21 protein-coding genes are annotated in these 26,436 nt (G+C 45.0%); 8 read left to right on the top strand and 13 right to left on the bottom strand.

The annotated features are described in order from the left end of the window. Nucleotides 1–99: 99 nt before the first annotated feature. The gene (gene rdgC / locus F0261_RS14540) at nucleotides 100–1,011 is read left to right on the top strand and encodes a recombination-associated protein RdgC (RefSeq protein ID WP_171338326.1); all 912 of its coding nucleotides are present in this window, start codon (nucleotides 100–102) and stop codon (nucleotides 1,009–1,011) included. Between the two features lie 205 nt (nucleotides 1,012–1,216). Here rdgC and F0261_RS14535 read toward each other — a convergent pair whose 3' ends face one another. Next, nucleotides 1,217–1,780 (bottom strand): helix-turn-helix domain-containing protein, encoded by a 564-nt coding sequence (locus F0261_RS14535; protein ID WP_061094220.1) that lies wholly within the window; start codon nucleotides 1,778–1,780, stop codon nucleotides 1,217–1,219. 186 nt (nucleotides 1,781–1,966) lie between these two features. Here F0261_RS14535 and F0261_RS14530 point away from each other — a divergent pair, with 186 nt between their 5' ends. Then, nucleotides 1,967–3,157, top strand: a complete 1,191-nt coding sequence (locus F0261_RS14530; protein WP_171338325.1) for a benzoate/H(+) symporter BenE family transporter — start codon at nucleotides 1,967–1,969, stop codon at nucleotides 3,155–3,157. A gap of 126 nt (nucleotides 3,158–3,283) precedes the next feature. Here F0261_RS14530 and F0261_RS14525 read toward each other — a convergent pair whose 3' ends face one another. Next, nucleotides 3,284–4,120, bottom strand: coding sequence for an HDOD domain-containing protein (locus F0261_RS14525; RefSeq protein WP_171338324.1), 837 nt, complete (start codon nucleotides 4,118–4,120; stop codon nucleotides 3,284–3,286). A gap of 448 nt (nucleotides 4,121–4,568) precedes the next feature. On the opposite strand from F0261_RS14525, the gene F0261_RS14520 reads away from it, so the two are divergent. Then, on the top strand, nucleotides 4,569–6,263 hold the full coding sequence (locus F0261_RS14520; RefSeq protein ID WP_171338323.1) for a Zn-dependent hydrolase: 1,695 nt from the start codon (nucleotides 4,569–4,571) through the stop codon (nucleotides 6,261–6,263). A gap of 82 nt (nucleotides 6,264–6,345) precedes the next feature. Here the strand turns inward: F0261_RS14520 and F0261_RS14515 are convergent, their stop codons facing one another. The 4 genes from F0261_RS14515 to folB all read right to left on the bottom strand — a co-directional run bounded on the left by F0261_RS14515 (nucleotide 6,346) and on the right by folB (nucleotide 8,551). Continuing rightward, nucleotides 6,346–6,717, bottom strand: coding sequence for a histidine triad nucleotide-binding protein (locus F0261_RS14515; protein ID WP_014948274.1), 372 nt, complete (start codon nucleotides 6,715–6,717; stop codon nucleotides 6,346–6,348). Between the two features lie 177 nt (nucleotides 6,718–6,894). Next, entirely contained in the window at nucleotides 6,895–7,695 is an 801-nt protein-coding gene (locus tag F0261_RS14510; RefSeq protein ID WP_014948273.1) for an undecaprenyl-diphosphate phosphatase, read from the bottom strand. Between the two features lie 8 nt (nucleotides 7,696–7,703). After that, entirely contained in the window at nucleotides 7,704–8,198 is a 495-nt protein-coding gene (folK, locus tag F0261_RS14505) for a 2-amino-4-hydroxy-6-hydroxymethyldihydropteridine diphosphokinase (RefSeq protein ID WP_110288498.1), read from the bottom strand. Beyond that, on the bottom strand, nucleotides 8,198–8,551 hold the full coding sequence (gene folB / locus F0261_RS14500; protein WP_171338322.1) for a dihydroneopterin aldolase: 354 nt from the start codon (nucleotides 8,549–8,551) through the stop codon (nucleotides 8,198–8,200). Before folB ends, folK begins: the two co-directional genes overlap by 1 nt. A gap of 281 nt (nucleotides 8,552–8,832) precedes the next feature. Here folB and plsY point away from each other — a divergent pair, with 281 nt between their 5' ends. Next, nucleotides 8,833–9,435, top strand: a complete 603-nt coding sequence (gene plsY, locus F0261_RS14495; RefSeq protein ID WP_014978323.1) for a glycerol-3-phosphate 1-O-acyltransferase PlsY — start codon at nucleotides 8,833–8,835, stop codon at nucleotides 9,433–9,435. On the opposite strand, the gene F0261_RS14490 is transcribed toward plsY, so the two are convergent. Both F0261_RS14490 and tsaD read right to left on the bottom strand, forming a co-directional pair. Continuing rightward, the gene (locus tag F0261_RS14490; RefSeq protein ID WP_171338321.1) at nucleotides 9,425–10,741 is read right to left on the bottom strand and encodes an ectonucleotide pyrophosphatase/phosphodiesterase; all 1,317 of its coding nucleotides are present in this window, start codon (nucleotides 10,739–10,741) and stop codon (nucleotides 9,425–9,427) included. The genes plsY and F0261_RS14490 overlap by 11 nt on opposite strands. A gap of 192 nt (nucleotides 10,742–10,933) precedes the next feature. Then, nucleotides 10,934–11,959 carry a tRNA (adenosine(37)-N6)-threonylcarbamoyltransferase complex transferase subunit TsaD gene (gene tsaD / locus F0261_RS14485; protein WP_014978321.1) on the bottom strand — a complete coding sequence of 342 codons (1,026 nt, stop codon included), beginning with the start codon at nucleotides 11,957–11,959 and terminating at the stop codon, nucleotides 10,934–10,936. A gap of 520 nt (nucleotides 11,960–12,479) precedes the next feature. On the opposite strand from tsaD, the gene rpsU reads away from it, so the two are divergent. From rpsU to rpoD, 4 genes are all read left to right on the top strand, one after another. Further along, a complete protein-coding gene (rpsU, locus tag F0261_RS14480) occupies nucleotides 12,480–12,695 on the top strand; it encodes a 30S ribosomal protein S21 (protein ID WP_012517258.1) in 216 nt (71 codons plus the stop codon). A gap of 441 nt (nucleotides 12,696–13,136) precedes the next feature. Beyond that, complete coding sequence (locus tag F0261_RS14475; protein ID WP_014978320.1) at nucleotides 13,137–13,583, top strand: GatB/YqeY domain-containing protein; 447 nt, start codon at nucleotides 13,137–13,139, stop codon at nucleotides 13,581–13,583. A 203-nt stretch (nucleotides 13,584–13,786) separates the two neighbouring features. Next, the gene (gene dnaG, locus F0261_RS14470; RefSeq protein ID WP_049587032.1) at nucleotides 13,787–15,565 is read left to right on the top strand and encodes a DNA primase; all 1,779 of its coding nucleotides are present in this window, start codon (nucleotides 13,787–13,789) and stop codon (nucleotides 15,563–15,565) included. Between the two features lie 494 nt (nucleotides 15,566–16,059). Then, nucleotides 16,060–17,892 carry an RNA polymerase sigma factor RpoD gene (rpoD, locus tag F0261_RS14465; protein WP_014948265.1) on the top strand — a complete coding sequence of 611 codons (1,833 nt, stop codon included), beginning with the start codon at nucleotides 16,060–16,062 and terminating at the stop codon, nucleotides 17,890–17,892. A gap of 170 nt (nucleotides 17,893–18,062) precedes the next feature. On the opposite strand, the gene F0261_RS14460 is transcribed toward rpoD, so the two are convergent. The 5 genes from F0261_RS14460 to F0261_RS14440 form a co-directional block, all read right to left on the bottom strand. Further along, a complete protein-coding gene (locus F0261_RS14460; RefSeq protein ID WP_171338320.1) occupies nucleotides 18,063–19,682 on the bottom strand; it encodes a methyl-accepting chemotaxis protein in 1,620 nt (539 codons plus the stop codon). A gap of 143 nt (nucleotides 19,683–19,825) precedes the next feature. Further along, nucleotides 19,826–21,025 (bottom strand): topoisomerase IV, encoded by a 1,200-nt coding sequence (locus F0261_RS14455; RefSeq protein WP_171338319.1) that lies wholly within the window; start codon nucleotides 21,023–21,025, stop codon nucleotides 19,826–19,828. A 34-nt stretch (nucleotides 21,026–21,059) separates the two neighbouring features. Beyond that, nucleotides 21,060–21,464: a substrate-binding domain-containing protein gene (locus F0261_RS14450; RefSeq protein ID WP_171338318.1), complete on the bottom strand. Its 405-nt coding sequence runs from the start codon at nucleotides 21,462–21,464 to the stop codon at nucleotides 21,060–21,062. A 531-nt stretch (nucleotides 21,465–21,995) separates the two neighbouring features. Continuing rightward, nucleotides 21,996–25,103 (bottom strand): efflux RND transporter permease subunit, encoded by a 3,108-nt coding sequence (locus tag F0261_RS14445; RefSeq protein WP_171338317.1) that lies wholly within the window; start codon nucleotides 25,101–25,103, stop codon nucleotides 21,996–21,998. A gap of 14 nt (nucleotides 25,104–25,117) precedes the next feature. Further along, on the bottom strand, nucleotides 25,118–26,167 hold the full coding sequence (locus F0261_RS14440) for an efflux RND transporter periplasmic adaptor subunit (protein WP_041449924.1): 1,050 nt from the start codon (nucleotides 26,165–26,167) through the stop codon (nucleotides 25,118–25,120). Between the last annotated feature and the right edge of the window lie 269 nt (nucleotides 26,168–26,436).

Raw genomic sequence — 26,436 nt, 5'->3', positions numbered from 1 at the left:
ATCTAAGGTGCCCGCTTTCTAGGGCCTTTTATTCAATTGCACCGCGAGTCTTACGTTGGTAGGCTTGCGCCCTATTTTTATCAAGAGAATGCTTACACTATGTGGTTTAAAAATGTAAAAGCCTATCAAATTACTCAGCCGTTATCGCTAGACGAGGGCGATTTAGAACGTGCCCTTAACGAACACGCTTTTCGCCCGTGCGGTAGCCAAGACTTAGCAACCATGGGGTTCGCCTCTCCGTTTTCTCAGGCGGGTAAGCAAGGCACCATGTTCCATGTTGTTCAACAGCGTTTTTGGATAACCCTAAAGAAACAAGAAAAGATCTTGCCCGGCGCAGTGGTAAATGCCGAGCTTGACGAAATGGTGGCCAAAATTGAAATGGAAACCGGTTCGCCGGTAGGTAAAAAAGCCAAGGCAGATCTTAAACAAGAAATTCAAACCCGCTTGCTGCCCCAGGCATTTACGAAAAACGCCTACACTCACGGCTTTATTTCGCTTGCTGACAACTTAGTCGTAGTAGACGCATCATCTGATGGCAAAGCCGAAGCCTTTTTGGCCATGGTAAGAAAAGCCATAGGCTCACTTCCGGTAGTGCCATTTACGCGTAGAAGCCTTCAAAGCGAGCTTACGCACTGGGTTACTGAGTCAACACCAGAAGGTGTAGGTCTACTTGAAGAAGCTGAACTTAAATCTACCGATGACACTGGCAGCGTTATTCGTTGTAAAAACCAGCCGTTAGACAGCGAAGAAATTAGTATTCATTTGGATGCCGGTAAGCTGGTTCAAAAGGTTGCATTCGAATATGCAGAGACGTTGACGGCTATTATGTGTGAGGATGGCGCCATTAAACGTGTTAAGTTCACCGATCGCATTAAAGAAGAAACTGACGATGTGCCAAAAGATCAGGTTGAAGCGCGCCTTGATGCAGAGTTCGCGCTTATGTCAGCCGAAATTTGTACACTGCTTAACTTCCTTCGTGGTGCGCTTAATCTTAACGACGATAGTTTATAAACTTATGGCAAATAAATATTAAGCCGATGAAAAAGATAGCCTAGCGCTATCGAAAAGCCTAATTACCTTGGGGTAGTTAGGCTTTTTATTAGGTACTGTTAATTAACTTGCTTGTTTGAACTGGCAACCGTCATTTAGCGCAAATACTTCTTAGCTTTTTTCCTAGCCTTTTTCCTAGCTTTTGCAAGAAAGTTGCCCAACCGCTTTAAGTTGGATAGTGAATAACCACAATAAAGCGCGTTTCTCCTACTTCATCTCGATAACCGTGGGGCTGGTCTGCGCGTAATATACACTGCTCTTGCGCTTGATAAGTTTGCCATTGACCATCTTGCAAAACCCCTAACTTTCCTTGTAGTACGTGAATATGTTCGGTGACGCCTATTTGATGCGCCGAAGAGTGCTGCTCATGAAAGTCCGTTAAGCATAGTTCAAACATTTCAAACTGGGTGGCTGAGTTAAACGGGAATAGCGTTTTTATAGTTACGTTTGGGTCGTTAGCGAACTTGTTATCGGCATGTTGAGACGTAGGTGCGGTTTCATCACCTGACAAGAAAGAAGAAAAAGAACACGCAAGACCGGTTGCTATCTTCCACAAGGTAGCGATTGTGGGGCTAGACTCGCCTCGTTCTATTTGCCCCAACATGGCTTTAGACACTCCCGTCAACTGCGCGGTTTTATCAAGGGAAAGCCCCCGAGCTTTACGAACAGACTGCAGGTGCTGTGCAATACTTCTTGAAATAGCAGAAGGCTGCGCATTTGCTTTTGTCATGTAATGAAGGCCTTTTATTTTGACGCTGAGTTTAATAAAGCAGTTGTGCGCTATAACGCACAGATGTTAAGTTAACTATTGTACGTTATAGCGCACAAAAAGGTAGAGTAGCACATTCGATAGACACTAAAAGCGTGTTTCATCGCTCGGTCGATTCCAAATCGAAATTCCATCACGAGGGTTTTCATGAGCAAGTGGAAGTTAAGTCATATCAGCGCAGGGCTAACCGCAGTTACAGTAGGTTACAGTAGTTCTGTTGTCATTATCATTGATGTAGCGCGTAAAGCCGGCGCCAGCGACGACATGGTAGTGAGTTGGTTGTTGGCGCTTGGGCTCGGTATGGGCATTACCTGCATTCTGTTTTCGTGGCTATCCAAACTGCCCGTTGTTACCGCTTGGTCTACCCCTGGCGCGGCCTTTTTGTTAACCAGTATCGGTGACTACCGTTTAAGTGAAGCTATTGGTGCATTTATGCTATGTGCCTTGCTTTCTCTTGTAACTGCGCAAAGCCGTAGCCTGCTTAAACAAATAAGCCGGATTCCCCCTGCAATCTCATCGGCGCTTTTGGCCGGCATTCTCTTACCTATATGCCTTGCTATATTCAGTGATGTTAATGACGCGCCGTACTTAGTTGCGTTATTTATCGCGACTTATTTAGTAGGAAGCCGACTATTTCCCCGCTATCTTATGCTGTTGTTGCTGGTCATGTCGGTGACCATTAGCTTGTTTATGAGTAGTGCAGATGGTGTGGTTGCTTTACCAAGCGACTCACCAGGGCTGTCATCAATATTCACCCTGCCCGAGCCTATTTGGGTAACGCCCACTTTCTCACTGAGTGCTGCCATTGGATTAGCATTTCCCCTTTTTCTTATCACCACGCTTTCTCAAAACTTGCCAGGCATAGCTATTCATCACGCCCATGGCTATACGCCCGACCACAAACCCATTTTGTCAGGCATTGCCATTGTTCAAGCCTTATTAGCACCTTTCGGTGGTTTTACCTTTAACTTAGCGGCGATAACGGCAGCGCTATGCATGGGCGAGCAAACGGATAATGAAAAGTCGCAGCGCTATAAAGCCGCTATAGCAGCGGGAGTGGCATATTTGTTCATGGGGTTATTAGCGTCTGTGGTCGTTGCGCTATTTGTGAGTATGCCCAGTATCATTATTCATCTGCTTGCTGGACTAGCCCTATTAGCTACGCTGCAAGGAGCAGTGGTTCGCGCCATGGAAGTAGAGCACCACAGGGCTCCTGCGTTGCTTACCATGCTGTGTACGGCGTCAGGATTTAGTTTATATTCCATGACCTCAGCGGTGTGGGGATTAGGGTTAGGTTTATTGCTGCTTTACGTTCAAAAGAAGCCTGTTAGCGCGTAGCAGCATTTGTTTGCTTTGTGCTTTTTCATTGTCAGCTTTGCATTTTTCAGCTTTTCATAACGAAAAGGCCGGTACTGAAGTTATGCTTCAGTACCGGCCTTTGCAGTATTTTGTAGCTTAAAACACTTACAAGAAGATCTGCTTCGCTGCGCTTGCAAGCTCTTCAAACTCATCAGAGTGAAGCTCGCCCATATCTTCAACCACACCGCGCTGAATAGCTAAGTTTAAGATCGCATCTTTTAGACTGTCTACCGCACCTGAGACTGCAGCGCCAACACGAACGAAATCAATGTAGGTTAACTCTTCTGGCATGTAGCTTAGGTCTTTCCAATTTTTTGAAACGTTAACGAAGGTTTCTCCGAAGCCCCACTCTGTCATAATGCTTGCACCAATACGACCAGCTAATTTATCGATTGCCACTTCAAGGAATGAAGGGTTCGCAAAGACTTCAGGGTGACGCTCAGCCTCAGTCAAAATAGGCAGAACACCAATGTTGTGAACCAGTGCCGCTAGTGTCATGGTATCCATGCTCATTTCACGCTTTTTGGTACGCGCTATGTAAAGCTGAAGCACCGCCATAGAGTTAGCCACGATATTAACTGTATTTGCCCACTCTTGCTGTAAATAGCGTGCGACAACGTCGTTTTTGGAAACGAATAGCTGCTCCATGGCCAACGCTGTAGAAATATTCTTAATTTGGCGCAGACCAATTCGAGTCACCGCTTGGCTGATCGAGGTCACTTTTACGCTGCGCCCCATGTAAGCGCTGTTCGCAATTTTAATCATTCTTGCGCTAAGCGATGGATCTTGACCAATCACATCTCCCATCGCGTTTAAATTAATGTCGGGATCGTCTGCCGCTTTGCGGACTTTCAATGCAATAGCAGGAAGCGTGGGAAGGACGAGTGTGTCATTGTTAATTTTTTCAACCAAAATGGTTGAAAGCGCGTTCTGTGTAGACATATTTCTACCCTTAGAAAGTTCCAAATAGCCTCGTGAAGGCGATAGGTTGCTTTACCAGTTAATCATCTCGACCACCAGCAAAACTGATGACTAAAATAGATTCGATGTTTGTGCGTTGCATTCCGTGCGTTAACTTACATAGGCCTCTATGCTTCACGCTAAAATACAAACCGTTTATTGTTTTATTATGGTATTTCTATCACCATACTATAGTAGCTCTTTAGTTTCGACCAACTAAAAAAATACATTGTCGATGCGAATTATTAGCAACGGTAGAACCACCAGAGCTTTTTAAAAGTATAGTCAACTGGTAGCAAACCACTATTGATATTAAGCAAATATTTTTCATACTTTTTTATTAAATCAAAAGCATAGCTATAGTGAGCTACCTATTCACCGCCCCGCATACTGTAAATCAATGCGGTTAAACCACACGGTAAGAGTCATTATGAAAAAAACAATTACAACTTATTCTCCTATTGCAGCTGCAGTAGCGGGTTTATTTATGCTGACCGCGTGCAGCAAAAGCGCCGATACAACACCAACTCAAACAGCAAAGCCTGAAACCGCTTCCGAGCAAACCTTACTTGTTGATGAGTCTCGCTTATCTATTTATCACGGCGTAGATCTTACCAGCGATTTGTCACACCTTAGTGACAATCAACACAAAATGCTTTCACTGTTAATTGATGCATCGAAAATCATGGACGACTTGTTCTGGAAACAAGCGTTCTTTGAAGATAAAGATGCATTTCTTTCGTCAATTAGTGACGAAAAAGTTCGCCACTTTGCAGCGATAAACTATGGACCTTGGGATCGCTTAAATGGCGATACACCTTTTTTAAGTGGCTATGAAGACAAAGCGCTGGGCGCTGAGTTCTACCCCCATGATATGGAAAAAGAGGAATTTGCCACGGCAGATTTTGGCGACAAACAAGGCCTTTATTCCATGGTGAAGCGCGATGAAGCGGGCAACCTTTATTCGGTGCCTTATTCTGAAGCCTTTAAAAGCGAATTAATGAAGGCGTCTGACTTACTTAAAAAAGCGTCAGAGCTTGCTGAAGATGAAAGCTTTAAACAATATTTGCAGCTGCGTTCTGAAGCCCTACTATCAAACGACTACCTGGCTTCTGACATGGCGTGGATGGATATGAAAACCAACCCTATTGAGCTGGTTATCGGTCCTATTGAAAGCTACGAAGATCAACTCTTTGGCTATCGCGCAGCGTTTGAAGCCTATGTACTCATTAAAGATTTAGCATGGAGTGAAAAGCTAGCTAAATATGCGGCTTTTTTACCTGAATTACAGCAAGGCCTTCCGGTTGCTGAGGCATATAAAGCGGAAATGCCAGGTTCTGATGCAGACCTTAACGCTTATGATGTTATTTATTATGCCGGCCACTCTAATGCTGGCAGTAAGACCATTGCAATTAACTTGCCCAATGATGAGCGAGTACAGCTAGAAAAAGGTACCCGCCGTCTGCAGCTTAAAAACGCAATGCGTGCAAAGTTCGATACTATTTTGGTGCCTATTGCGGATACGTTAATTGTACCAGAGCAACGTGAACACATTACGTTTGACGCCTTTTTCGCGAACACCATGTTTCATGAAGTGGCACACGGTTTAGGGATTAAGAATACCCTAGATGGTTCAGGGACTGTGCGCGGAGCACTTAAAGAGCATGCGTCAGCTCTTGAAGAAGGCAAAGCGGATATTCTAGGTTTGTACATGGTACAAAGTCTTCTTGAAAAAGGTGAAATCACTGAAGGAACACTAGAAGATTATTACGTTACCTTTATGGCTGGCATTTTCCGTTCCGTGCGTTTCGGCGCAAGTTCTGCACACGGAAAAGCGAACATGATCCGCTTTAACTTTTTTGCCCAGCAAGGCGCCTTCGAGAAAACAGAAGACGGCATGTATCGCGTAAATATGGAGAAGATGGGCGCCGCAGTAGAAGCACTATCTGAACTAATCCTTACGTTACAAGGTGACGGCGATTACGATGGCGTAGCGAAGCTAGTAGAAACTATGGGTGTAATTAAACCCGATCTTGCTTCAGATTTAGCGCGCCTAGAGGCAGCGAGTATTCCAGTTGATATTCACTTCAACCAAGGTAAGAAAGTACTGGGGCTTGCTAACTAAGTAAGTACTGTACTCATAAAATAAAAATGCCGCCCTGGGATAACTATCTAGGGCGGCATTTTTGTATTCCTATCTTTCCACGCTACTCTACGTGTTGCTTCATATTTTCAGTATACGGAGGCCAGCCTAGCGGTTTGCCTGCCAACACGTGAAGGTGAATGTGATATACCGTTTGACCACCGTATTCATTACAGTTCATTACCGTACGAAAGCCTTGGTCAGCAAACCCTTGCTCCTTTGCAATTTTTGCTGCAACAAATGACAAGTGCCCCACCACTTCGCGATCTTCTTCGGCTATATCGTTTACCGTTGCAATTTGCTTTTTTGGAATAACCAGAAAGTGAGTCGGTGCCTGAGGGTTTATATCTTTAAACGCCAGCGCCAATTCATCTTCGTACAATATGTCCGCTGGAATTTCCTTGCTGATGATTTTATCAAATATTGTTTCTGCCATATCTCACTTCCCTTACCTATTAGGTGATTACCAATTACGTTAGCGGCGTTAAAACATTTGCCTGCGAACATAATTAAAAATTAAGTGCTATTGTGCGGCGCTGGGGCACATTCTCATGCGAATAACCCCCTCATACGAAGCCCCCTCATACGAAAGACAACGCCCTTTTTTCTTTACTTAAGCGAAAACAAACCACAGTAGTATTACGCCTAACGCCAAGCGATAGATAACAAAAGGCAGCATGCCGATACGCGATATCCAGCTTAGGAACAAATAGATACAAAGGTAGGCGCTTACGAATGAAAACGCCGCGCCATAAAGCAGCGCATACCAGTCTACCGCTTCGTTGGCATTAAGCAGGTCGAGAGTGGCCAAAAGCCCCGCGCCTAAAATAACTGGAATAGACAGCAAAAAGGAAAAGCGTGCACACGCTTCGCGCTTAAGGCCTAACATCAAACCTGCAGTCATCGTAATACCTGAGCGAGATGTGCCAGGAATGAGTGCCAATACTTGGGCTAACCCGATATAGATGGCTTGCTTAAGTGTCAGTCCTTCAAGCTCTTGTTCGCGTTTTGCAGTGGCATCGGCGTACCATAGCAGCAAACCAAAAATAATAGTGGTACCCGCTATTACCAGCGCCGTACGTGCGTTTTCTTCTATCCAGCCTTTCATTAAAAAGCCAATAATAACCGCTGGAATAGTTGCCACAATAACGTACCAAGCAAGCTTACTGTCGGTAGATTGTTGCTTGCTAAACCCTTGTGTTACCCAAGCTACGGTCATCTGAGCGATTTCTTGACGAAAATAGATCATAACCGCAAGCAGGCTTCCCACATGAACGGCGACATCAAACGCTAAGCCCTGACTTACCCAACCAAAAAGTTCAGCGGGCAACAACAAGTGTCCAGAGCTGCTGATAGGAAGAAATTCAGTAACGCCCTGAATAATTGCTAAAATAATAATTTCAAAAAGTGTCATTCCTTTGCTTAACTCCAAGTAAAGTCAATCGGCCATAATTGCTGTTTCTGTTTATCAAAGTTTTGCCACATTTTGGCATAGGTTTCTTGCGTTTCAGGGTGAATGTCGTTGGGAACAAGTTCAGCTAACGGCCAAAGCACAAACGCGTTGTAGCAAATCTCTTCGCGAGGTAAAACCACAGGGGTTGTGGTCACCTTACTATCATAGGTAAGCAAGTCGAGATCAAGGGTTCTGGCACAGAATTTTTTGTCTGTATGCACCCTGCCATTGTCTTTTTCAATGGCTTTAAGAATTGCGCACACTTCCTTAATACTTTTTGACGTCGTCGCACGGGCAGCAGCATTATAAAAAGGGCTTCCATTGAAGCCCACCGCTTCGCTCTCGTAGACCGAAGACACTGCAACATCTGAGAAGTGCTGTTTCAGGGCAACTAAAGATTGCTTGGTGTAATGCTCACGTTCAATATTAGAGCCAATGCTGATTAAGATGGTGTGTTGTGACATCAATTGCGCTCTTTACGCATTTCAACAGCAACCGTTTGCGCATTGGGAAGGATATTAGGCTTAACAATTTTAAGTGTTATTGACGCAACGGTGAAATTATCAAGAACGGCGTCCATCACTTTATTACCTAAAGCTTCAAGCAGCTCAAATGTGCTTTCTTTGCCTGCTTCTACAATACACTCTGCCACTTTTGCATAGTCTACTGTGTCTGCAACATCGTCGCTTTGCATCGCAGCGCTTAAATCAACATCAAGTGTTACATCAAGAAGTAGCTGGGTGGTTCTTACTCGCTCCCAGTCATAAACACCAATCAGGGTGTCTACTTCAAGCCCTGTTATATAAATTTTTCCCATGGAATTTTTCATCTTGTTCTGTTATCAAACCAGTTTATCGCCGTTTTTATTGGCCCTACTACTGGTCTTACTACTGCGCTTTCACCCACATATTGCTGGTAAACGGTGGCATATCGCGTTTGGATGGAGTAGCTTTACGCTTGTGTGGCACAACTATACCGCTGTATGACAACTGGGAGCAACCAAGGTTTCACAATTTAATGCGACTAAAGCCCATTGAACTTGCACACACCAAATTTAACGTAATAAAAGGCAATATTTTTAATAATTAGAATGACAAAATGATTTCGCTAACTCTTTTGATGATCGCTGTTGCCTATCTTTTCGGTTCACTTTCAAGTGCTGTGGTTATAAGCCAGCTGTTTGGTTTACCAGACCCACGAACCGCCGGCTCTAAAAATCCAGGTGCTACCAATGTGTATCGACTGGGCGGTCGTGTTCCAGCACTCCTCGTGCTTGTCATGGATATACTAAAAGGCACTATTCCCGTTTACGGCAGTTACTTTCTGGACATAGAGCCAATTATGTTAGGCGTCATTGCTATTTTTGCGTGCTTGGGGCATATCTTTCCGCTCTATTTTGGTTTCAAAGGTGGAAAAGCCGTCGCCACTGCGTTTGGCGCTATGCTCCCAATAGGCCTCGATTTAGCAGGTTTGCTTATTTTGAGTTGGGTAGTAGCGGTGTTTCTTACAGGCTATTCTTCATTGGGCGCGCTTATCGCAGTATCTCTTGCGCCGTTATTTACATTTTTGATTAAGCCTTTATATACCGTGCCCGTGGCAATGCTTTCGCTGCTTATCATTCTACGCCACAAAGACAACATTGCCCGACTTCTAGCGGGCAATGAGAGTAAAGTATGGGATAAGGGAAAAGTTAAAGAGTAAGCGCCTTTTCCAGAACATCTAACTTACCATCTATCGGCGTAACCGGCGCAATGCCAAGTATTTTGGCCAACGCAGGATAAACCTCCAGATTGCTAAACACTGGTAGGGTGGTATTCGTTTTAAACGCAGGTCCCACTGCAACAAACGTCGCCCCCATATCAGGCAGCGTGTTCATGTAGCCATGCCCACCTTTACTAATATGCATGCTGTTGGCGTTTTTAAAGCGTGCTGGCGGGGCTATCTCAATAATAATATCGCCGGTTCTATTTCCCGCTTCCATATGTCGCTCAGCGCGCTGGGTATCGTTAAGCACAATGTAACGGTTTTCGGCTATATGGGTAAGACGTTCTGTTTCTTCGGTGATTTGTTTATCGTTCACGCCCACTTTGGCGTAAAGATGAACTTGCGCTCCTTCATTTTCAATAATGAAGCTATCAGGTATAGATAAAGACTCAACTTCTATAAGCTGACTTTCATCAATGGGTGTCATGCCGTGATCCGACACCACCACCAAGTTTACCGGCAAATCTAATGCGTTAATGCGTTCATAAAGTTGACCAATAAGCGCATCCACTTCCTGCACCGCATCATTGGTTTTGTCGGCAAAAGGTCCTTCATCATGTCCAACCGAATCGGTAAGCGAGAAATAACCCGCAATAAAGCGAGGGCGCGACACCTCAGGCAGTTTCAACCAAGTTATAATTTGATCTACCCGCTGCTGGTAATCGGCGTATTTAGAGTAGTGATAGAAGTAGCTAGGTAAGGTACCTGATATGCGTGAATCAGACTCTGGCCAGAAGAAGGTAGCTGCCTTCATGCCATGATATTCCACTAAGTTCCATAGCGGCGTTGCCGTAATCCACGTGCTGTCCATGCCGCCGTAACCCAGCTTGTACTGCGCGTAGCCTTCTTTCGTTGGGCGAGACTTATCAAAAAATCGATTGTTCACGATGCCGTGGTGTTTCGGTAATAACCCAGTGATCAGTGAAATATGGTTGGGAAAGGTATTTGAAGGATAAACAGGGGTCATAGACGACGCTCTTACCCCTTTCTTTGCAATAGCACCAAGGTGTTGCGCGTTGTGCAATTCGATATAGTCGTGGCGAAATCCATCAAGAGAAATGAGCACTACATACTGATCTTGCTGCTCTTGCTTAAGGCCTTTTACAAAGTCATTCAAGGGTGCTTTGCTTGATGCAAATGCATTGGACGCAGTGAGCGCTGCAAAGGTAAGCGAAATAAATAACGACAATGCTAAATAGAATAGCGATGCATTTTGTTTTGTTCCGTCTGTTGCTAAGCGCATGATGTTTAACGTCCTTACTCAATGTTCATTTTAGTAAAACAAAAGGCAATGGAATGCGCTCCCATTGCCTTTTATTTATGATTTTTTGTTTTACCTGCTTGCTATGCTCAATATTTCCCCAGTGAACTCAGGGAAGACATAGTAGCGTTTACAACGAGGTGTTGCGCCTAATTACCGTTTTTTTATGGGTATCTAAACCGCCGATAAAGTATCAAGGGGCCAGCGCGGCTTGGCTTGAGAAGACAAGGCCAAGGTTTCTCCAGCTTTCAATCGCTGCATGCCCGCATAGGCAATCATGGCACCATTGTCTGTACAATACGCTAAGCTAGGATAAAACACCTCACCTTTTAGCTCTTGCATCAGGGCTTTCATCTCACTGCGCAACATTGTATTTGCACTTACGCCGCCAGCAATAACCAAACGCTTCATGCCAGTCTGCTTTAATGCTCGCTTACATTTTATAATAAGCGTATCAACTACTGCTTCTTGAAACGCGTAGGCAATATTGGCTTTAATTTGCTCAGCATCACCACCGGTTAGGTCAGCATCGCGAATGGTGTTCGCCGCAAAGGTCTTTAAACCACTGAAACTGAAATCTAGTCCTGGTCTGTCGGTCATCGGGCGAGGAAACTTATAGTGTCCCGCTTCTCCCTTTTCAGCCAATTTTGCTAAAAGAGGGCCGCCTGGGTAATCAAGGCCAAGTAACTTGGCGGTTTTATCAAAGGCTTCACCAGCGGCATCATCAATAGACTCACCAAGTACTTCATATTGACCAATGCCTTCGACTTTAACTAGCATTGAGTGGCCACCTGAAACCAATAAAGCAACGAAAGGAAATTCAGGTGCGTCGTCTTCAAGCATAGGCGCTAATAAATGCCCTTCCATATGATGAACGCCCACTGCAGGCACATTCCACGCGTAGGCCAATGAACGCCCGACAGACGAACCCACTAACAATGCGCCCACTAAACCGGGGCCTTGGGTAAAAGCAACGCCGTCGATCTCTGATGGTTGGGTGTTAGCGTCTTCCATAGCCTTTTCAATTAAAGGAATGATCTTTCTCACGTGGTCCCGTGACGCAAGTTCAGGCACAACACCACCGTAGTCTGCGTGCAGCTTTACTTGGCTATATAGTTCGTGCGACAGCAACCCTTTTTCATCGTCGTAAACGGCGATGCCAGTTTCGTCACAAGATGTTTCTATTCCTAAAATACGCATGGGGAGTAACCCTTTTACTACTAACTTCAATGCTTCGTTTTTGGATTTGCTGTCGTCTTTTTATCACAACACGTGTTCACACAATTGTTGAGAGCCATAATGACTAAGCAAATATCAAAAACTGAGAAAATAATTCTGGCGATCTGATGCGATCATCTTTATGATCCCGCCGCGATCATAACACTACCCTAGTCAGGATCATCTGATTCCACACTTTTGATAACCATTTTTCAAAAGGGAATTAAGCAAGAAAACATTCTGAAAAGGGCGCTTATACAAGCCGAGTTAAACAACACGGTGCTTAACGAGCGCAGAGTTTACCTTTAATCCTGCATTCATGGAATGCCAGTGAACAGGTAAATGAACGGTAAATGCACAATATTGGCTATTTTTTGGCAATTCATCCTTTACTTTCTCTGTAGATATGATTAGAATTTCGCACCATTTTTAACCCGGGTGGCCTTTTTAGCGCACAATTTTACCCGGATTTACACAGTAAAAGTTTTGAGGTGAGTGTTTAATGCCTATCGTTAAAGTTAGAGAAAACGAGCCGTTTGATGTGGCGCTGCGTCGTTTTAAGCGTTCTTGTGAAAAAGCAGGTGTTCTTTCTGAAGTTCGTCGTCGTGAATTCTTCGAAAAGCCAACTTGGGAACGCAAGCGCAAGAAAGCTGCCGCTAAGAAGCGTCATCTTAAGAAGCTAGCTCGTGAAAACGCACGTCGCGTAAAACTCTACTAATATAGGGTTAAGTAACGAGTCTGAAAGGTGTTGCAATTGCAGCACCTTTCGCGTTTCTGGGCCTCTATTTTTTGGCCTTATTCTTATCGACTCCATTTTTTCCTTTTCAAATGGTTGCATTTGATTTTCAACCTGGGGCTTAATAATACCAGTCCGCATAGATGATTATCCACTCAGCGAGAGTTAAAATGTTCGTAATCGCGGCGTGTTACCGCAGGTATAGTGGTTCTACATCAAGGGGACACAACAAAGAGTACGGACATTTTAAACTCGCCCTTCGGGAAGGTCTGGCAAGCTTCCTAGCTCCATTCTGGGAATTTGAAAGGGAACAGCCATTCCTGCATTCCCACGCTTCGCTAGGAAACTTGCCAGCGCCTTCTGAGTGGGCAATTATCTGTGTGGATTGGTATAAACTCTACTAATAAAAAATCAGGAAACATCATGGCACTAATTGATGATTTAAAAGCAGCGCAAAAAGATGCGATGCGTGCAAAAGAAAAAGTACGTCTTGGTACTATTCGCATGGCAATGGCTGCCATTAAACAAAAAGAAATCGATGAACAAATTACGCTAGACGACAGTGCAATCTTAGCGGTACTGACCAAAATGGTTAAGCAGCGCCAAGACGCGGCTGCGCAATTTGACGCAGCAAACCGCGACGACCTAGCTAGCAAAGAGCGTGAAGAAATCACTTACATTGAAGATTTCTTACCTCAGCCTTTGACTGACGATGAGCTAAATGCACTTATCGACGAAACCATGGCTGCGACCGGAGCATCGGGTATGCAGGATATGGGTAAAGTCATGGGCGCCTTGAAACCTAAGGTTCAAGGCCGCACCGACATGGGTGCTTTGAGTGCAAAAATTAAGGCGCGTTTGAACGCTTAAACTCTGCCCTTTCGTAAAAGTGAAGCGTGTAGAAGGTGTGCATTGTCACACCTTCATTGTTCTCATTTTTACACTTCCCTGTTAAAGTAGATTACTGTTTTCATAATGTTGTAGCCTGTCGCTTGAAGCGCAGTTACGACTTGTGCTTTTCTCATTCTTTTGAACTGAATCTTTTTTAACTAACCCTTTTTGAAAGTACCCTCATGGCTGGAAAGATACCTCGCGATTTTATAGACGACCTGCTGTCACGTACCGATGTGGTAGAAGTGGTAGATAGCCGAGTTAAACTTAAAAAAGCAGGTAAAAACTACCAAGCGTGCTGCCCTTTTCATAACGAAAAGTCGCCATCTTTCACTGTTAGCCAAGACAAACAGTTTTACCACTGTTTCGGCTGTGGCGCTCACGGTAACGCTATCTCGTTTATTATGGAATTCGACCGCTTAGAATTTGTCGAGGCGATTGAAGAGCTAGCGCGCTATCACGGGCTTGAAGTCCCCCGTGAAAAGGGCAGTCGCCCTGCCATGAGCGAAGAGAAAAAGCAGCAACAGCAAGACGATTACGCAGTAATGGAGCAAGTTGCACGCTTTTTCCAGCATCAGTTACGCCAAAATGGTAATAGCAAAAAAGCCATCGACTACTTGAAAAACCGTGGCTTGAGCGGCGATATCGTTAAGCAATGGGAAATTGGCTACGCGCCAGACAGTTGGGACGCGTTGCTAAATACCTTTGGCAAAGATCCACAGCGCATAAAGCAACTGGTCGATTTAAAACTGGTCAATAAAAACGACCAAGGGCGTACTTACGACTTCTTCCGCGACCGCATTATGTTTCCTATCAGGGACAAACGGGGTCGTGTGGTGGGTTTCGGAGGCCGAGTATTAGATGACGGCGGCCCTAAATACTTAAACTCGCCAGAAACACGCATTTTCCACAAAGGCAGTGAGCTCTTTGGCTTTTATTCTGCCAGACAAAAAAATCGTAGCCTGGATACCGTCGTTATTGTAGAAGGCTATATGGACGTAGTGGCGCTCAGTCAATTCGACATTAATATTGCTACTGCTGCGCTAGGTACAGCTACCACACCTGAACATATTCAAATGCTGGTTCGCGCTACGTCTCACATTGTATGCTGTTATGACGGTGACCGCGCAGGGCGTGAAGCTGCATGGCGCGCGTTAGAAAACGCCCTGCCCGCGTTAAAAGACGGCGTGCGTATTTCGTTTTTATTCTTACCTGACGGCGAGGATCCTGACACTATGGTGCGTCAGGTGGGGAAAGATGCGTTTATGGAAATGCTAGATGACGCCATGCCGTTATCCCGCTTTTTCTTTGAAAACTTATTAAAGACGCACAATGTGGGCACGCCGGAAGGTAAAATTGCCCTTAAGAAAGCGGCAATGCCGCTTATCGAAAGCACATTAGGTGATGATCAAAAGCAAATGCTGCTCGAAGAATTAGCCAAGCACACTGGCGAGTTCGATCGGTTTAAACTTCAGCAAGATATTACCAAAGCCAATCAAGGTTCGAAGCAAGCTTATTCTCCGAATCGCAATCAAGTAAACAAGCCTAAACTATCACCGCTTCGCATGCTGATACGCTTGCTGCTTGATAAACCTGAATTAGCCACACTATGTGAAGACGTTCAAATTGATATTTTTGCGGGCAGCAACGCTGCTGGCATGGATTTATTACGCGATGTGCATCGCTATTGCGTAAGTCACCCTCAAGCAAAAACCGCGCAGCTTGTTGAAAATTTCCGCGACCATCCCCATTCTTCTACTATCGCGAAATTATTGTTACAAGAACACTTGGTTAAAGACGAGGATGCTGAACGGGTTTACAACGACAGCTTCGCTCGCTTACTGGACGGGCATTTCGATAGCCGCATTGAAACCTTAATTTCACGCTCGCGGGTTCAGCCGTTGACACAGGCGGAAAAACAGGAATTGAACCTGCTTATGAGGGAAAGACAGAAGAGTTAACCTTGGGCAAACTGACCTAGAGGTTAGCCTGTTCTTCTGTAGGCTTTTGCATAAGGCTTTTTTAAACACTTATGTTAGTGGGATTAAGTTAACAAGATTAGTTTAGCTAGAATACGCGCTGTCTGGAGTACGCGCTGTAAGTATGCGCTGTTTTGTAGCTTAAAAACACTGGCTAAAAAATCGGCCATCAATCTGGTAAAACCACCGTTTATTCTGCTATACTGGCTAATTCGCTGTGGGCACAGATAAACGTGTCTCATTCACTATAAAGTGAACAAAAATACAGCAGCACGAGTAGCAAAGATATAGCCGAACATAACGGGCAGATCCGAACCCGAGCAGATGTGCATCGCAACATAATGGTTTAGACCAGCGTGGCATCGAGCATTAACGGCCTTGATACAAAAGCAGTACTACAGCAGAACGGGGAACATACCTAGACGTATGTTGTCTTTTCTATTGCAAACTAATTGAATGTGAGAAGTGTAGGTTATATGGCGCAAAGCAAGCAGTCTCAGATTAAACTCCTGATTGCAAAAGGTAAAGAGCAAGGTTACTTAACCTTTGCAGAAGTAAACGACCACCTGCCGCAAGATATTGTCGATTCTGATCAAATCGAAGACATAATCCGCATGATTAACGACATGGGAATTCAAGTTTCTGAATCAGCTCCTGATGCAGACGAACTTCTCATGCAAGAAGCGAATGCTGATGAAGATGCTGCAGAAGCGGCAGCTCAGGCATTAGCTACTGTAGAAAGCGAAATTGGCCGTACGACTGACCCAGTTCGCATGTACATGCGTGAAATGGGTACGGTTGAACTTCTTACTCGTGAAGGCGAAATTGAAATCGCTAAACGAATTGAAGATGGTATCAACCAGGTACAATGTTCAGTTGCTGAATACCCAGAAGCTATCACTTATCTATTAGACCAGTGGGATCTTTACGAAGCAGAAGAAATTCGCTTGAGCGACATCATCTCTGGCTTTGTTGATCCTAACGATGAGCAAGACCTTGCTCCAACGGCTACTCACGTTGGTTCTGAATTATCTGAAGAAGAGTTAGATGATGAAGACGACGATGAAGATGATGACGATAGCGACGAAGACGATAGCGGTGTTGACCCAGAGTTAGCCCGTGAGCGTTTCACTGAGCTTCGTGAGCAATACCTTAAAACTCGTGAAGTTATCGAGAAGAAAGGCCGAGCTCATGCTGACTCTCGCACGCAAATCAATGCATTAAGCGATGTTTTCAAAGAATTCCGCCTAGTTCCAAAACAGTTCGATCGCATGGTTAAGAACATGCGTGAGATGATGGACAAAGTGCGTATTCAAGAGCGTCTAGTAATGAAGTTCTGCGTGGTTAACGCAAAAATGCCGAAGAAAGACTTCATCAAAGCATTTGCGGGCAACGAAACGTCTAATGCATGGTTACATGAAGCAGTTAAATCAGGTGCACCATACGCCGCTGACCTTGCTGTAAATCAGGAAGAAATTGAGCGCTGTATTAGCAAGATGAACCAAGTTGAACAGGAAACTGGCTTGGTGATCGCAGATATCAAAGACATCAACCGTCGCATGTCAATCGGTGAAGCGAAAGCACGCCGCGCGAAGAAAGAAATGGTTGAAGCTAACTTACGTCTTGTTATCTCAATTGCTAAGAAGTACACCAACCGTGGTCTTCAATTCCTAGACCTTATTCAAGAAGGTAACATTGGTCTAATGAAGGCGGTGGATAAGTTCGAATACCGTCGTGGTTATAAGTTCTCAACTTATGCAACGTGGTGGATTCGTCAGGCGATTACTCGCTCTATTGCTGACCAGGCGCGTACTATCCGTATCCCTGTTCACATGATTGAGACGATCAACAAGCTTAACCGTATCTCTCGTCAAATGCTTCAGGAAATGGGTCGTGAGCCTACCCCTGAAGAGTTGTCAGAGCGCATGTTAATGCCTGAAGACAAAATTCGTAAGGTACTTAAAATTGCTAAAGAGCCAATCTCGATGGAAACCCCAATCGGTGATGATGAAGATTCACATCTTGGCGACTTTATCGAGGACAGCACGATTATTCAGCCCCTCGACTCAGCAACTGGCGGTAGCTTGAAAGATGCAACGCAGGAAGTACTAGCAGGCCTGACCGCCCGTGAAGCAAAAGTACTTCGTATGCGCTTCGGTATCGACATGAATACTGACCACACCCTTGAAGAAGTAGGCAAGCAGTTTGACGTAACCCGTGAGCGTATTCGTCAAATTGAAGCGAAAGCACTTCGCAAACTTCGCCACCCTAGCCGTTCTGAGCAGCTACGCAGCTTCTTAGACGAATAGAAAAAGCATTGCTTTGACTAAAAATCCCCAGCCTTGGCTGGGGATTTTTTTATGCCTTCGTTTTATGCTAATTCCGCTTTACTAGCGCTAGTAACAATGACTTTTGAAATGTAATTAGCACCTACAAAAAAGCCTCCTTGCGGAGGCCCTAAATAGCATTTGATAAGGTATTACACTCTGAATTGCTTCGCAATTGACTCAAGGTGCTGCGCTAGGTCGGCAAGCTCATTACACATGCTGCCTAGTTCACCTGAACGGCTCGCTGTTTGCTCGGTACGCTCATGAATCTCATCAACGTGACGAACTATGTCAACCGCGACTGTGCGTTGATCTTCCGTGTTGTGCGCGATTTGCTCGTTCATTTGGTTGATGCGCCCAATAGTACTGGTAATAGTTTCTAGACTGCTTCCCGCTTTGTTGGCTGTTTCAACGCTGCTAGTTGCTTGTTCGGTACCACGTGACATTACCTCTACTGCCGAGTGTGCGGCACTTTGAAGCTGTTCAATGGTGCTTTGAATTTCTTCCGTAGACTGCTGTGTGCGCGATGCTAGCGTTCTCACTTCATCTGCGACTACCGCAAAGCCTCTACCCTGTTCACCCGCTCTTGCGGCTTCAATGGCGGCATTTAGTGCTAACAGGTTGGTCTGCTCTGCAATACCTTTGATCACATCCAGCACCGAGCCAACTTTATTAGAATCAGACTCTAAACGAGCTATAACGTCAGCGGTTTCTCGTACGTTCTCAGCAAGCTGCTGAATACTGGTAACGGTTTGCTGTACGATTTGACGTCCTTCACTGGCCGCTGTTGTTGCTTCGTTAGCGTCACTTGCCGCCTGCGCTGCGCTATGTGCAACACCGTCAACAGAGCCACTCATCGTATCTACCGCACGCTTAGCATTGGTTGCAGACTTTTGCTGTACATCAATGGTGCGCTGGGTTTCTTCCGTTACACCGCGTAAGTTCTGCGCTAGGTTTGATAGCGGTAAACTCGCTTCTACCACATCACGCACTACGCCTTGCAGTTTGTCCATGAATTGATTGAACCAATACACCAACTCGCCAATTTCATCTTCGCTTTTGGTTTCTATGCGAACCGTTAGGTCACCGTTTTCTTGAGCAATATCTTTGAGGGAACGAACCACGTCATCAATACTTTGCTTAATGCCGCGAACAATAGGTACCGCTGTTCCAAACAGCAATATAGTCACAACCACGGCTAAAATGACGCCTGTGCTAATTAACGAGGTATTGGCACTGTCTGTGTTTTTAAATGCTTCTTCAAATGCCGCCTGTTGAGCATCACGAAATTGAGACATCGCAGCGATGGCACCATCGTAAGACTGATTCATTTGGGCTGAGAGTTCGCCTAAACGACTGAAGTCGGCAGTGCCGTTGACCATAGACTGTGATACGTCGTAGGCAACATCGAAATAACTATCAAAGCCTGAGGAGATGCGGGAAATTTCACTACGAAATTCAGGGCTAATCGAAGCAATGTGGTTTAAGCCACTTTTTGCTTCTTCGGCGAGCTCTTGCGCCATGGTTAGGGTGTCTTGATCACCAGTGGTCACTGCGCTCGCAAGGGTATCGCGAACCTTTTGCATATCAACTAAGGTTGATGCTGATAGTTGAAGGGCAGGAAATTGAACTTTCTGAACTTTTTCTAGCGTTGCACCATTATTGAGTGCGGTATAGACAGTGATAAGCAAGTAAATAATAAAACTTAGCGCTGCGATCCCCGGAATGAGGAAAATCTTTGTCGCAATTGGCATTTTTTTTAGAAAGTTCATCAGCTATCCCACTGTTTTTTATAATTGCTTAACTACGTTTCAGTTTTACCTGAAAAAACATCATATCTAATTTATCTACCCACTAGCTAAAATCTTTAATGAATTTATGGCCTCGCACCAAAATGCAAGGCCATAACGAGTAGTTAGAACGTATAGTTTACGCCTACTTTAAGCAGTGTTGCATCATTTAGATCGTTTAGATCATCTGAATACCAAGTTACGTCAGTTTTAAGTGCAAAGCCTGGCTCAACGTCGTAACGAAGACCAACAGTAACTGCAGATACATCTAGCTCCTGTTGAGCAGCAATACCTGCCGCAGTTTGGTAAATACCCGGCGAGCCATTTGCGCCGTTCCACGTAGCATCAACCAAGGCATCACCTGTCGCAATCGTAGCTGGTAATGCAGCAATTAAACCTAGCTGAGTACCATTATCCGCTTCTTCAACTTCGTAAGTAATATGTGGTGTAAACTTGCCAAAGCGCATACCCGCCGTAACGTACCATGCTTTATTATCGGCAATAACAGAGCCATCAACTTCTGTTTGGGTAAATTCTGCCCCCACAAACCAATCATACTTATCGATATCAACAGCCACTTCAAAGAAGGTACCTGTATCTTCGTTAACACTTAGGCCTTCAGCGGCCAAAGACGCCGCAGGAATAAAGGCACCATATTGATTTAAACCACCAACAAATGTGTCAAAGTCAGCATTCGCAGCACTTGTTTTACCACGTGCAAGCAAAGTACGCGCACTGAACCAATCGCGTGTTGCTTCAAATGAAACAGCGACCACGTTTTCCAATTCTAACGCAGCAGGCGTTCCTGAAATGGTGGTATCAGCCTCAACACGACCAACGGTAAACTGTGCACCATATTCCCAGTTACCTGAGTAGTTCATGTAGTCAACACGAACACCGTCAATGTTGTTGAAGTCAATGCCGTATACAGCATCTGGTGGTGTTAGCCAGTGATACGAGTAACCGATATCTAATGACGCAGAGTACTTAAATAAAGGCATACGAAGACGGCCTGCACTGATGTTGAAGTTGTTGTTCAACATATAGGTCATGTACGCCCATTCAAAATCGGCGTCGTAATCTTCACTACCACGGCCAACCAGCTGGGCGGTCGCAGAGAGCTTATCGCTAACATCACCACGAACCTGAAGGCCAAATACACTTGCAGGGTCGAAGTTAAAGTCGCTGTCGTAATCGTACACTGACTCGTCATCGTCTAGTGTCATACCACCAATAAGGTTTGCAAAGCCGTTGATTTGAATATCAGCCAGTGCCGGAGTAGCTAACAGGCCAGCCATAGATAAGATAGCAAGTTTGGTTTTCATGCGTGTTCCTTAAATTCTTTGTATAAACGGTCAGTTAAAAGGTAGCGACTACTCGTACGCTGTCGTTAACAGCGCCAGCGTCGACGTAACCAATTGCGCCAGGGTTTCCTGCTACTTTAGATACAACTTCTGCATCGCTACCCAGAGCTTTTGGTGGTTGACCTTTACCGGTAAATACTAGTTTTGACCAAAACGCAGTTAATTGTGCTGCGGTTTTGTTTAATACCTTGCCGTTAAATTCATCGGTGGCAGATTGGCCATCAGCTAACGCAACTGGCTCGGCTTGCGTACCGCTTGGAAACGCCTTTGCTTTATTTAGAAATAAACGGCTAATACTATCTTTATCGAGGGTGTCAGCGTTACTTGGATGAACAATAACTGCTACATCGGCAAAAGCTACGTTACAGCACAATCCTGCTGCAAGTATCCATTTCTTCATGATATGTCCTCTAGAGTCTGTTGAATGCTTGCTCTTCGCTTTTAACTTTCTTGCTAACCCGTTTGCACGGAAAGTGGAGCTTTTAAACGGCTTGAGACAAACATGTGCGTGTGTGCTCATACTCATACAACGGGATAAGTATTGGTCACAATTGCCATATTCGCCAATTTGAGCGTGAAAATTTTAGCGTTTAAAAATTAATGACTTATACAAGCGGTTGATTTTGGCGCGAAGTGTAGATGAAGTTGTAAGTTAAGCAACTATACAAATGTCTAATACATACCTTTATGCATTATGGCCACAAATAAGAATTTATGATGAGAGCAGTGAAAAGCAAATTATTTTATATTATTTAGTAAGTTAAGTAACATCATCACAAAGCACTTAGTGATGAGCGCTGATATTTACGTATATAAAAACATACGCGAAAGATAATTCTTATAGCCCCCTCCTGTATATTTTTAAATCAACCCTTGTTGAGCGTGTATTGAAGAAAATAAGGGATAAGCGGGGTTTGTACCCCGCTAAAGGTTACGATTCGCCTTTTTTATAAGGGATTGACTGCTCCAGCTTCTCTATCTCCATTGTTCGTTGAAGTGGAGAACCGGTATTTCTTGCCAGCCAACTATAAGCGGTGGGGACAACATAAAGTGTCATGAAGGCAGAAACGAGAACACCAGAGAAAATGACCATACCTATAACCATTCTGCTTTCTGCCCCTGGTCCAGACGCGAGTACAAGTGGTAAGGAGCTAAATACCGTAGTGAAGCCCGTCATTACGATAGGACGTAGGCGCTGCGCGGCTGCGCGTTTAAGCGCATATTCAAACTCCATACCGGCATCCCGTAGTTGGTTTGCAAACTCGACAATAAGAATACCGTTTTTTGCGGCAAGTCCAATTAGCATAACCAAACCAATTTGACTGTATATATTGATCGTCATATCGCTAAAGAATAGCCCGATATAGGCTCCAACAAGCGCCAACGGCACGGTCAGCATGATGACTAACGGGTGCACCCAGCTTTCAAATTGCGCAGCCAATATTAAGTAAGTGACAGCGAGTGCCAGCATAAATACATATACAAATGAATTACCCGCTTCCTGATACAGCTGTGACTCGCCTTTGTAATCTATTGATACATTGTCAGGCAGTTCTGTACTTACAATGTTTTCTAAATATTCAAGTGCCTGCCCTAGCGTATAACCGTCCGCCAAGTTGGCGGAAATAGTGACAGCACGCATTCTGTTGTAGCGATTTAACTGTGCTGACGTGGCTTGCTCTTCAAACGTGAGTAAATTGTCCATAGGAATGAGCTCGCCAGTACGGGATGAACGCACGTACAAATTTTCTATGCTGTTAGGGCTTCGAAAATCTTCCTCTATACCTTCCATGATGACATCGTATTCTTCGCCCCTATCAAGGAATGTTGACACCCTACGCTGACCCAGCATCACTTCCAGTGTGCCGCCAATATCACTAATTGATACCCCAAGATCAGCGGCCCTGTCGCGGTTAATATTCACCAATAGCTGTGGAGAGGTTTCTTTATAATCGGAGTCTAGTCGAATGAGCCTTGGGTTCTGCGCTGCCTTTTGTAGAACAATGTCTCGCCATTCAACCAGATTTTCGTAGGTATCGCCTTGTAAGACAAACTGAACAGGACGGCCGAGGCCTCCTCCGGAAATCCCGCTGCGCATGATGGCAAAAGCACGAACGTCAGGCACGCTGTTAAGTTTGGCGCTAATTTCATCCATGAGCGAAAATGTACTGAAATCTCGCTCATCCCAGTCTGCAGAACCCACTATTGCGATACCCGCATTACCGCCGAAACCAGGTGTTCTAACCAAAAGGCGATTGATTTTCCCACTCTCGCGGTTAGGCATTAAGATACTTTCAATTTTTTCGAGATTCTTTGCGTTACTTTCGAAACTAGCCCCTTCCTGCGCGTTCATCAAAATGAAGAAATTGCCTCTGTCTTCTTTGGGAACGAACTCGCTAGGCACTTTTTCAGAAAGCTGTACCAATGCAACGATAGCAATAGCAAGCATAAGCAGCATCAGAATGGGCTGATGCAACGTTTTACTTAGCGTATTGAAGTAGCCGTTCTCTAGTTTAGAGAACTGCTTGTCCATCCAACTTCCAAAGCCAGACGACCGCGTTCTTTTTTTAAGGATTTTCGACGCCATCATGGGCGACAACGTAAGTGCGGTAAAGCTTGAAAACGCTACCGCAGCAGCTATGGCCAATGCGAACTCCGTAAATAGCCTTCCAATGTTGCCCTCAAGGAAAACCAACGGTACAAACACAGAAATAAGCACCAGCGTTGTTGCAATAACCGCAAACCCAACTTCTTTAGCGCCGCGGTAGGCGGCCAAAATAGGTGGTTCGCCCATTTCTATGCGTCGGTAGATGTTCTCAAGCACAACTATGGCGTCATCCACCACCAAACCGATGGCTAGCACCATAGCAAGCAGGGTAAGAAGGTTGATCGAAAACCCCAGTGCATACATCACGATAAAAGCGGCAATAATAGAAACGGGTACGGTAACTGCCGGAATCAACGTGGCGCGAATATTACCTAGGAAAAGGTAAATAACGATCACCACCATGAGCATCGCTATACCTAAAGTCTCATATACTTCATCAATCGACGCCTCAATAAATACCGACGAATCATAGCTGGGTACAATAAAAATATTATCAGGAAGGGTGGCTTCAATTCTTTCAATTTGCGCTTTCGCTGCACGGGCAACGTCTAAGGTGTTGGCTTTGGACTGCTTAATAATACCGAGTCCAATCATATTGACCCCATCACCACGAAACTCGGTTTCGTCATCTTCTGCGGTTAATTCAACATGGGCTATTTCGCCAAGCCGCACAAGATAGCCGTTGTCGCCTATCGCAACCGTCAGCGCGGCAAAGTCGTCAGGTGTAAGAAAGGTTCGCGCAACCCGTACTTCAAAGTTACGATCAGTACTTTCCACTTCCCCCGCCGGCAATTCCACATTCTCGGCGCGAATGACTTGCTCTACATCGTTTACCGTAATACCTCTTGCCGCCATTGCATTGCGGTCTAAGAACACTTTCATGGCATAGCGCCTGCCTCCCCCAATTTGAACTCGAGCGACACCGTCGACAATTGAAAGCCTATCCACTAATACGCGCTCGGCGTAGTCAGTCAGCTCCATGGTATTTAGGTTAGTGCTTCGCAGGTTGTACCACACCACGGCGCTTTCATCGGAATTTGCTTTAGACACCTCAGGAGGATCAGCTTGGTCAGGCAAGTTATTGAGTGCGCGACTTACTCGCTCACGCACGTCATTCGCGGCAGCATCAATGTCACGAGAGAGCTTAAATTCAATAGTAATGTCTGAACGACCATTACGAGAGGTCGAGGTAACGTTTTTTATCCCCTCAATACCCGATATTCTATCTTCCAATAGCTGGGTGATCCGAGTCTCAACAATATTAGCCGATGCCCCTGTGTAGGTCGTACTCACCGAGACAATCGGTGGGTCGATATCAGGGTATTCACGCAAACTCAACATGGTAAAAGCGACAATACCGAAAATGATCAGCAGTAAATTAATAACCGTTGCGAAAACAGGGCGCTTTACAGAAACGTCTGACAATAACATGACGATATGCTCCCTTAGCGGTTTAACACGTTAACCGGAGATTGGTCGCGTACCCGAAGCGTGCCTTCGGTAATGACCTCATCGCCTTCGTTTAACCCACTAACAATTTGCACCAGCCCGGGACGACGCTCACCAATTACCACTTCGGTTTGATGTGCAACGTTATCTTTGACAACATACACATACTGCTTGTCTTGAACGGGAACCAGCGCCTTTTCCGGCAATACCAAAGTATTCAGCACTCGCTTTTCAACAATTACGGTAAGCAGCATACCTGGGCGTAGACGATTATCTTGGTTATCTATCGTCGCACGTACCCGAATAGAGCGGCTAATCGGGTCGAGTCGCGTGTCAATGTTAGAGATTTTCCCTGTAAACTCTTCTCCGGGGTAAGCCACCGAGGATGCACTTAATGCCTGCCCTTTAGCCACGCTTGCAAGATGGTTTTCAGCGATACTGAAATCGACCTTAATTAGACTGATGTCATCTAAAGTAGTGATAGTGTCACCAGGTTGCACCAAAGAGCCGATACTGATTTCGCGATTACCTAATAGTCCGCTAAATGGCGCACGTATCTGTAAGTCGTTTAGCTGAGCTAGCGCAATATCTAGCTGAGCTTGTAAGGCTTTCACCCGTGCTTGCTGCTCGTCTAGAAGTTGTTCAGAGGTAGCGTTTGACTGACGCAAGTCAGAAATTCGCGTGAACTGGCGTTTGGCCTCATCAATATTCGCCTTAAGTTCCTCTACCCTGGCGCGTTCTTCCGTATTGTTTAGCTGAACCAGTAACTCGCCTTCGGTGGCTTTATCGCCGTCTTCAAAATTAATCGTTTTTACGGTATCGGTAACTTGTGCGGTAATATTCACCGACTCATTGGCGGTAGCAGTACCTAATGACTCAATCGTAATGGGGAATGCCTGTGATGATACCAAGGCTGTTTTTACCGGCGTCGCCCGCACGCTACTATTACTCGCGCTCTCTTCTTCGGGCTTATTCAAATACACTACAACACCTGCAAGTAGTACTACTCCAAGCAACAAAGGCGATAAAGATAATCGTGAAGACATAACCTTTCCTAATAGGTAAAAAAGTATCCCATTGCGCATTTTTAACTCGTAAAAAGGATACTCAAGTACACAAAATCCGCTTGCTGTTGTTAACGAGCGTTGTAAACCGTTTAGTTTGTGTACCGCGTTATTATTTTTATACCAATCCGCATAGATCATTGCCCTCTCAGAAGGCGCTGGCAAGTTTCCTAGCGAAGCGTGGGAATGCAGGAATGGTGTTCCCTTTCAAATTCCCAGAATGAAGCTAGGAAGCTTGCCAGACCTTCCCG

Origin of the sequence: Alteromonas sp. 07-89-2 (assembly GCF_013113925.1) — a bacterium.
GTDB classification, from domain to species: Bacteria; Pseudomonadota; Gammaproteobacteria; order Enterobacterales; family Alteromonadaceae; genus Alteromonas; species Alteromonas macleodii.
The sequence above is the reverse complement of the archived record's forward strand: the minus strand, read 5'-3'. Positions and strand labels throughout refer to the sequence as shown.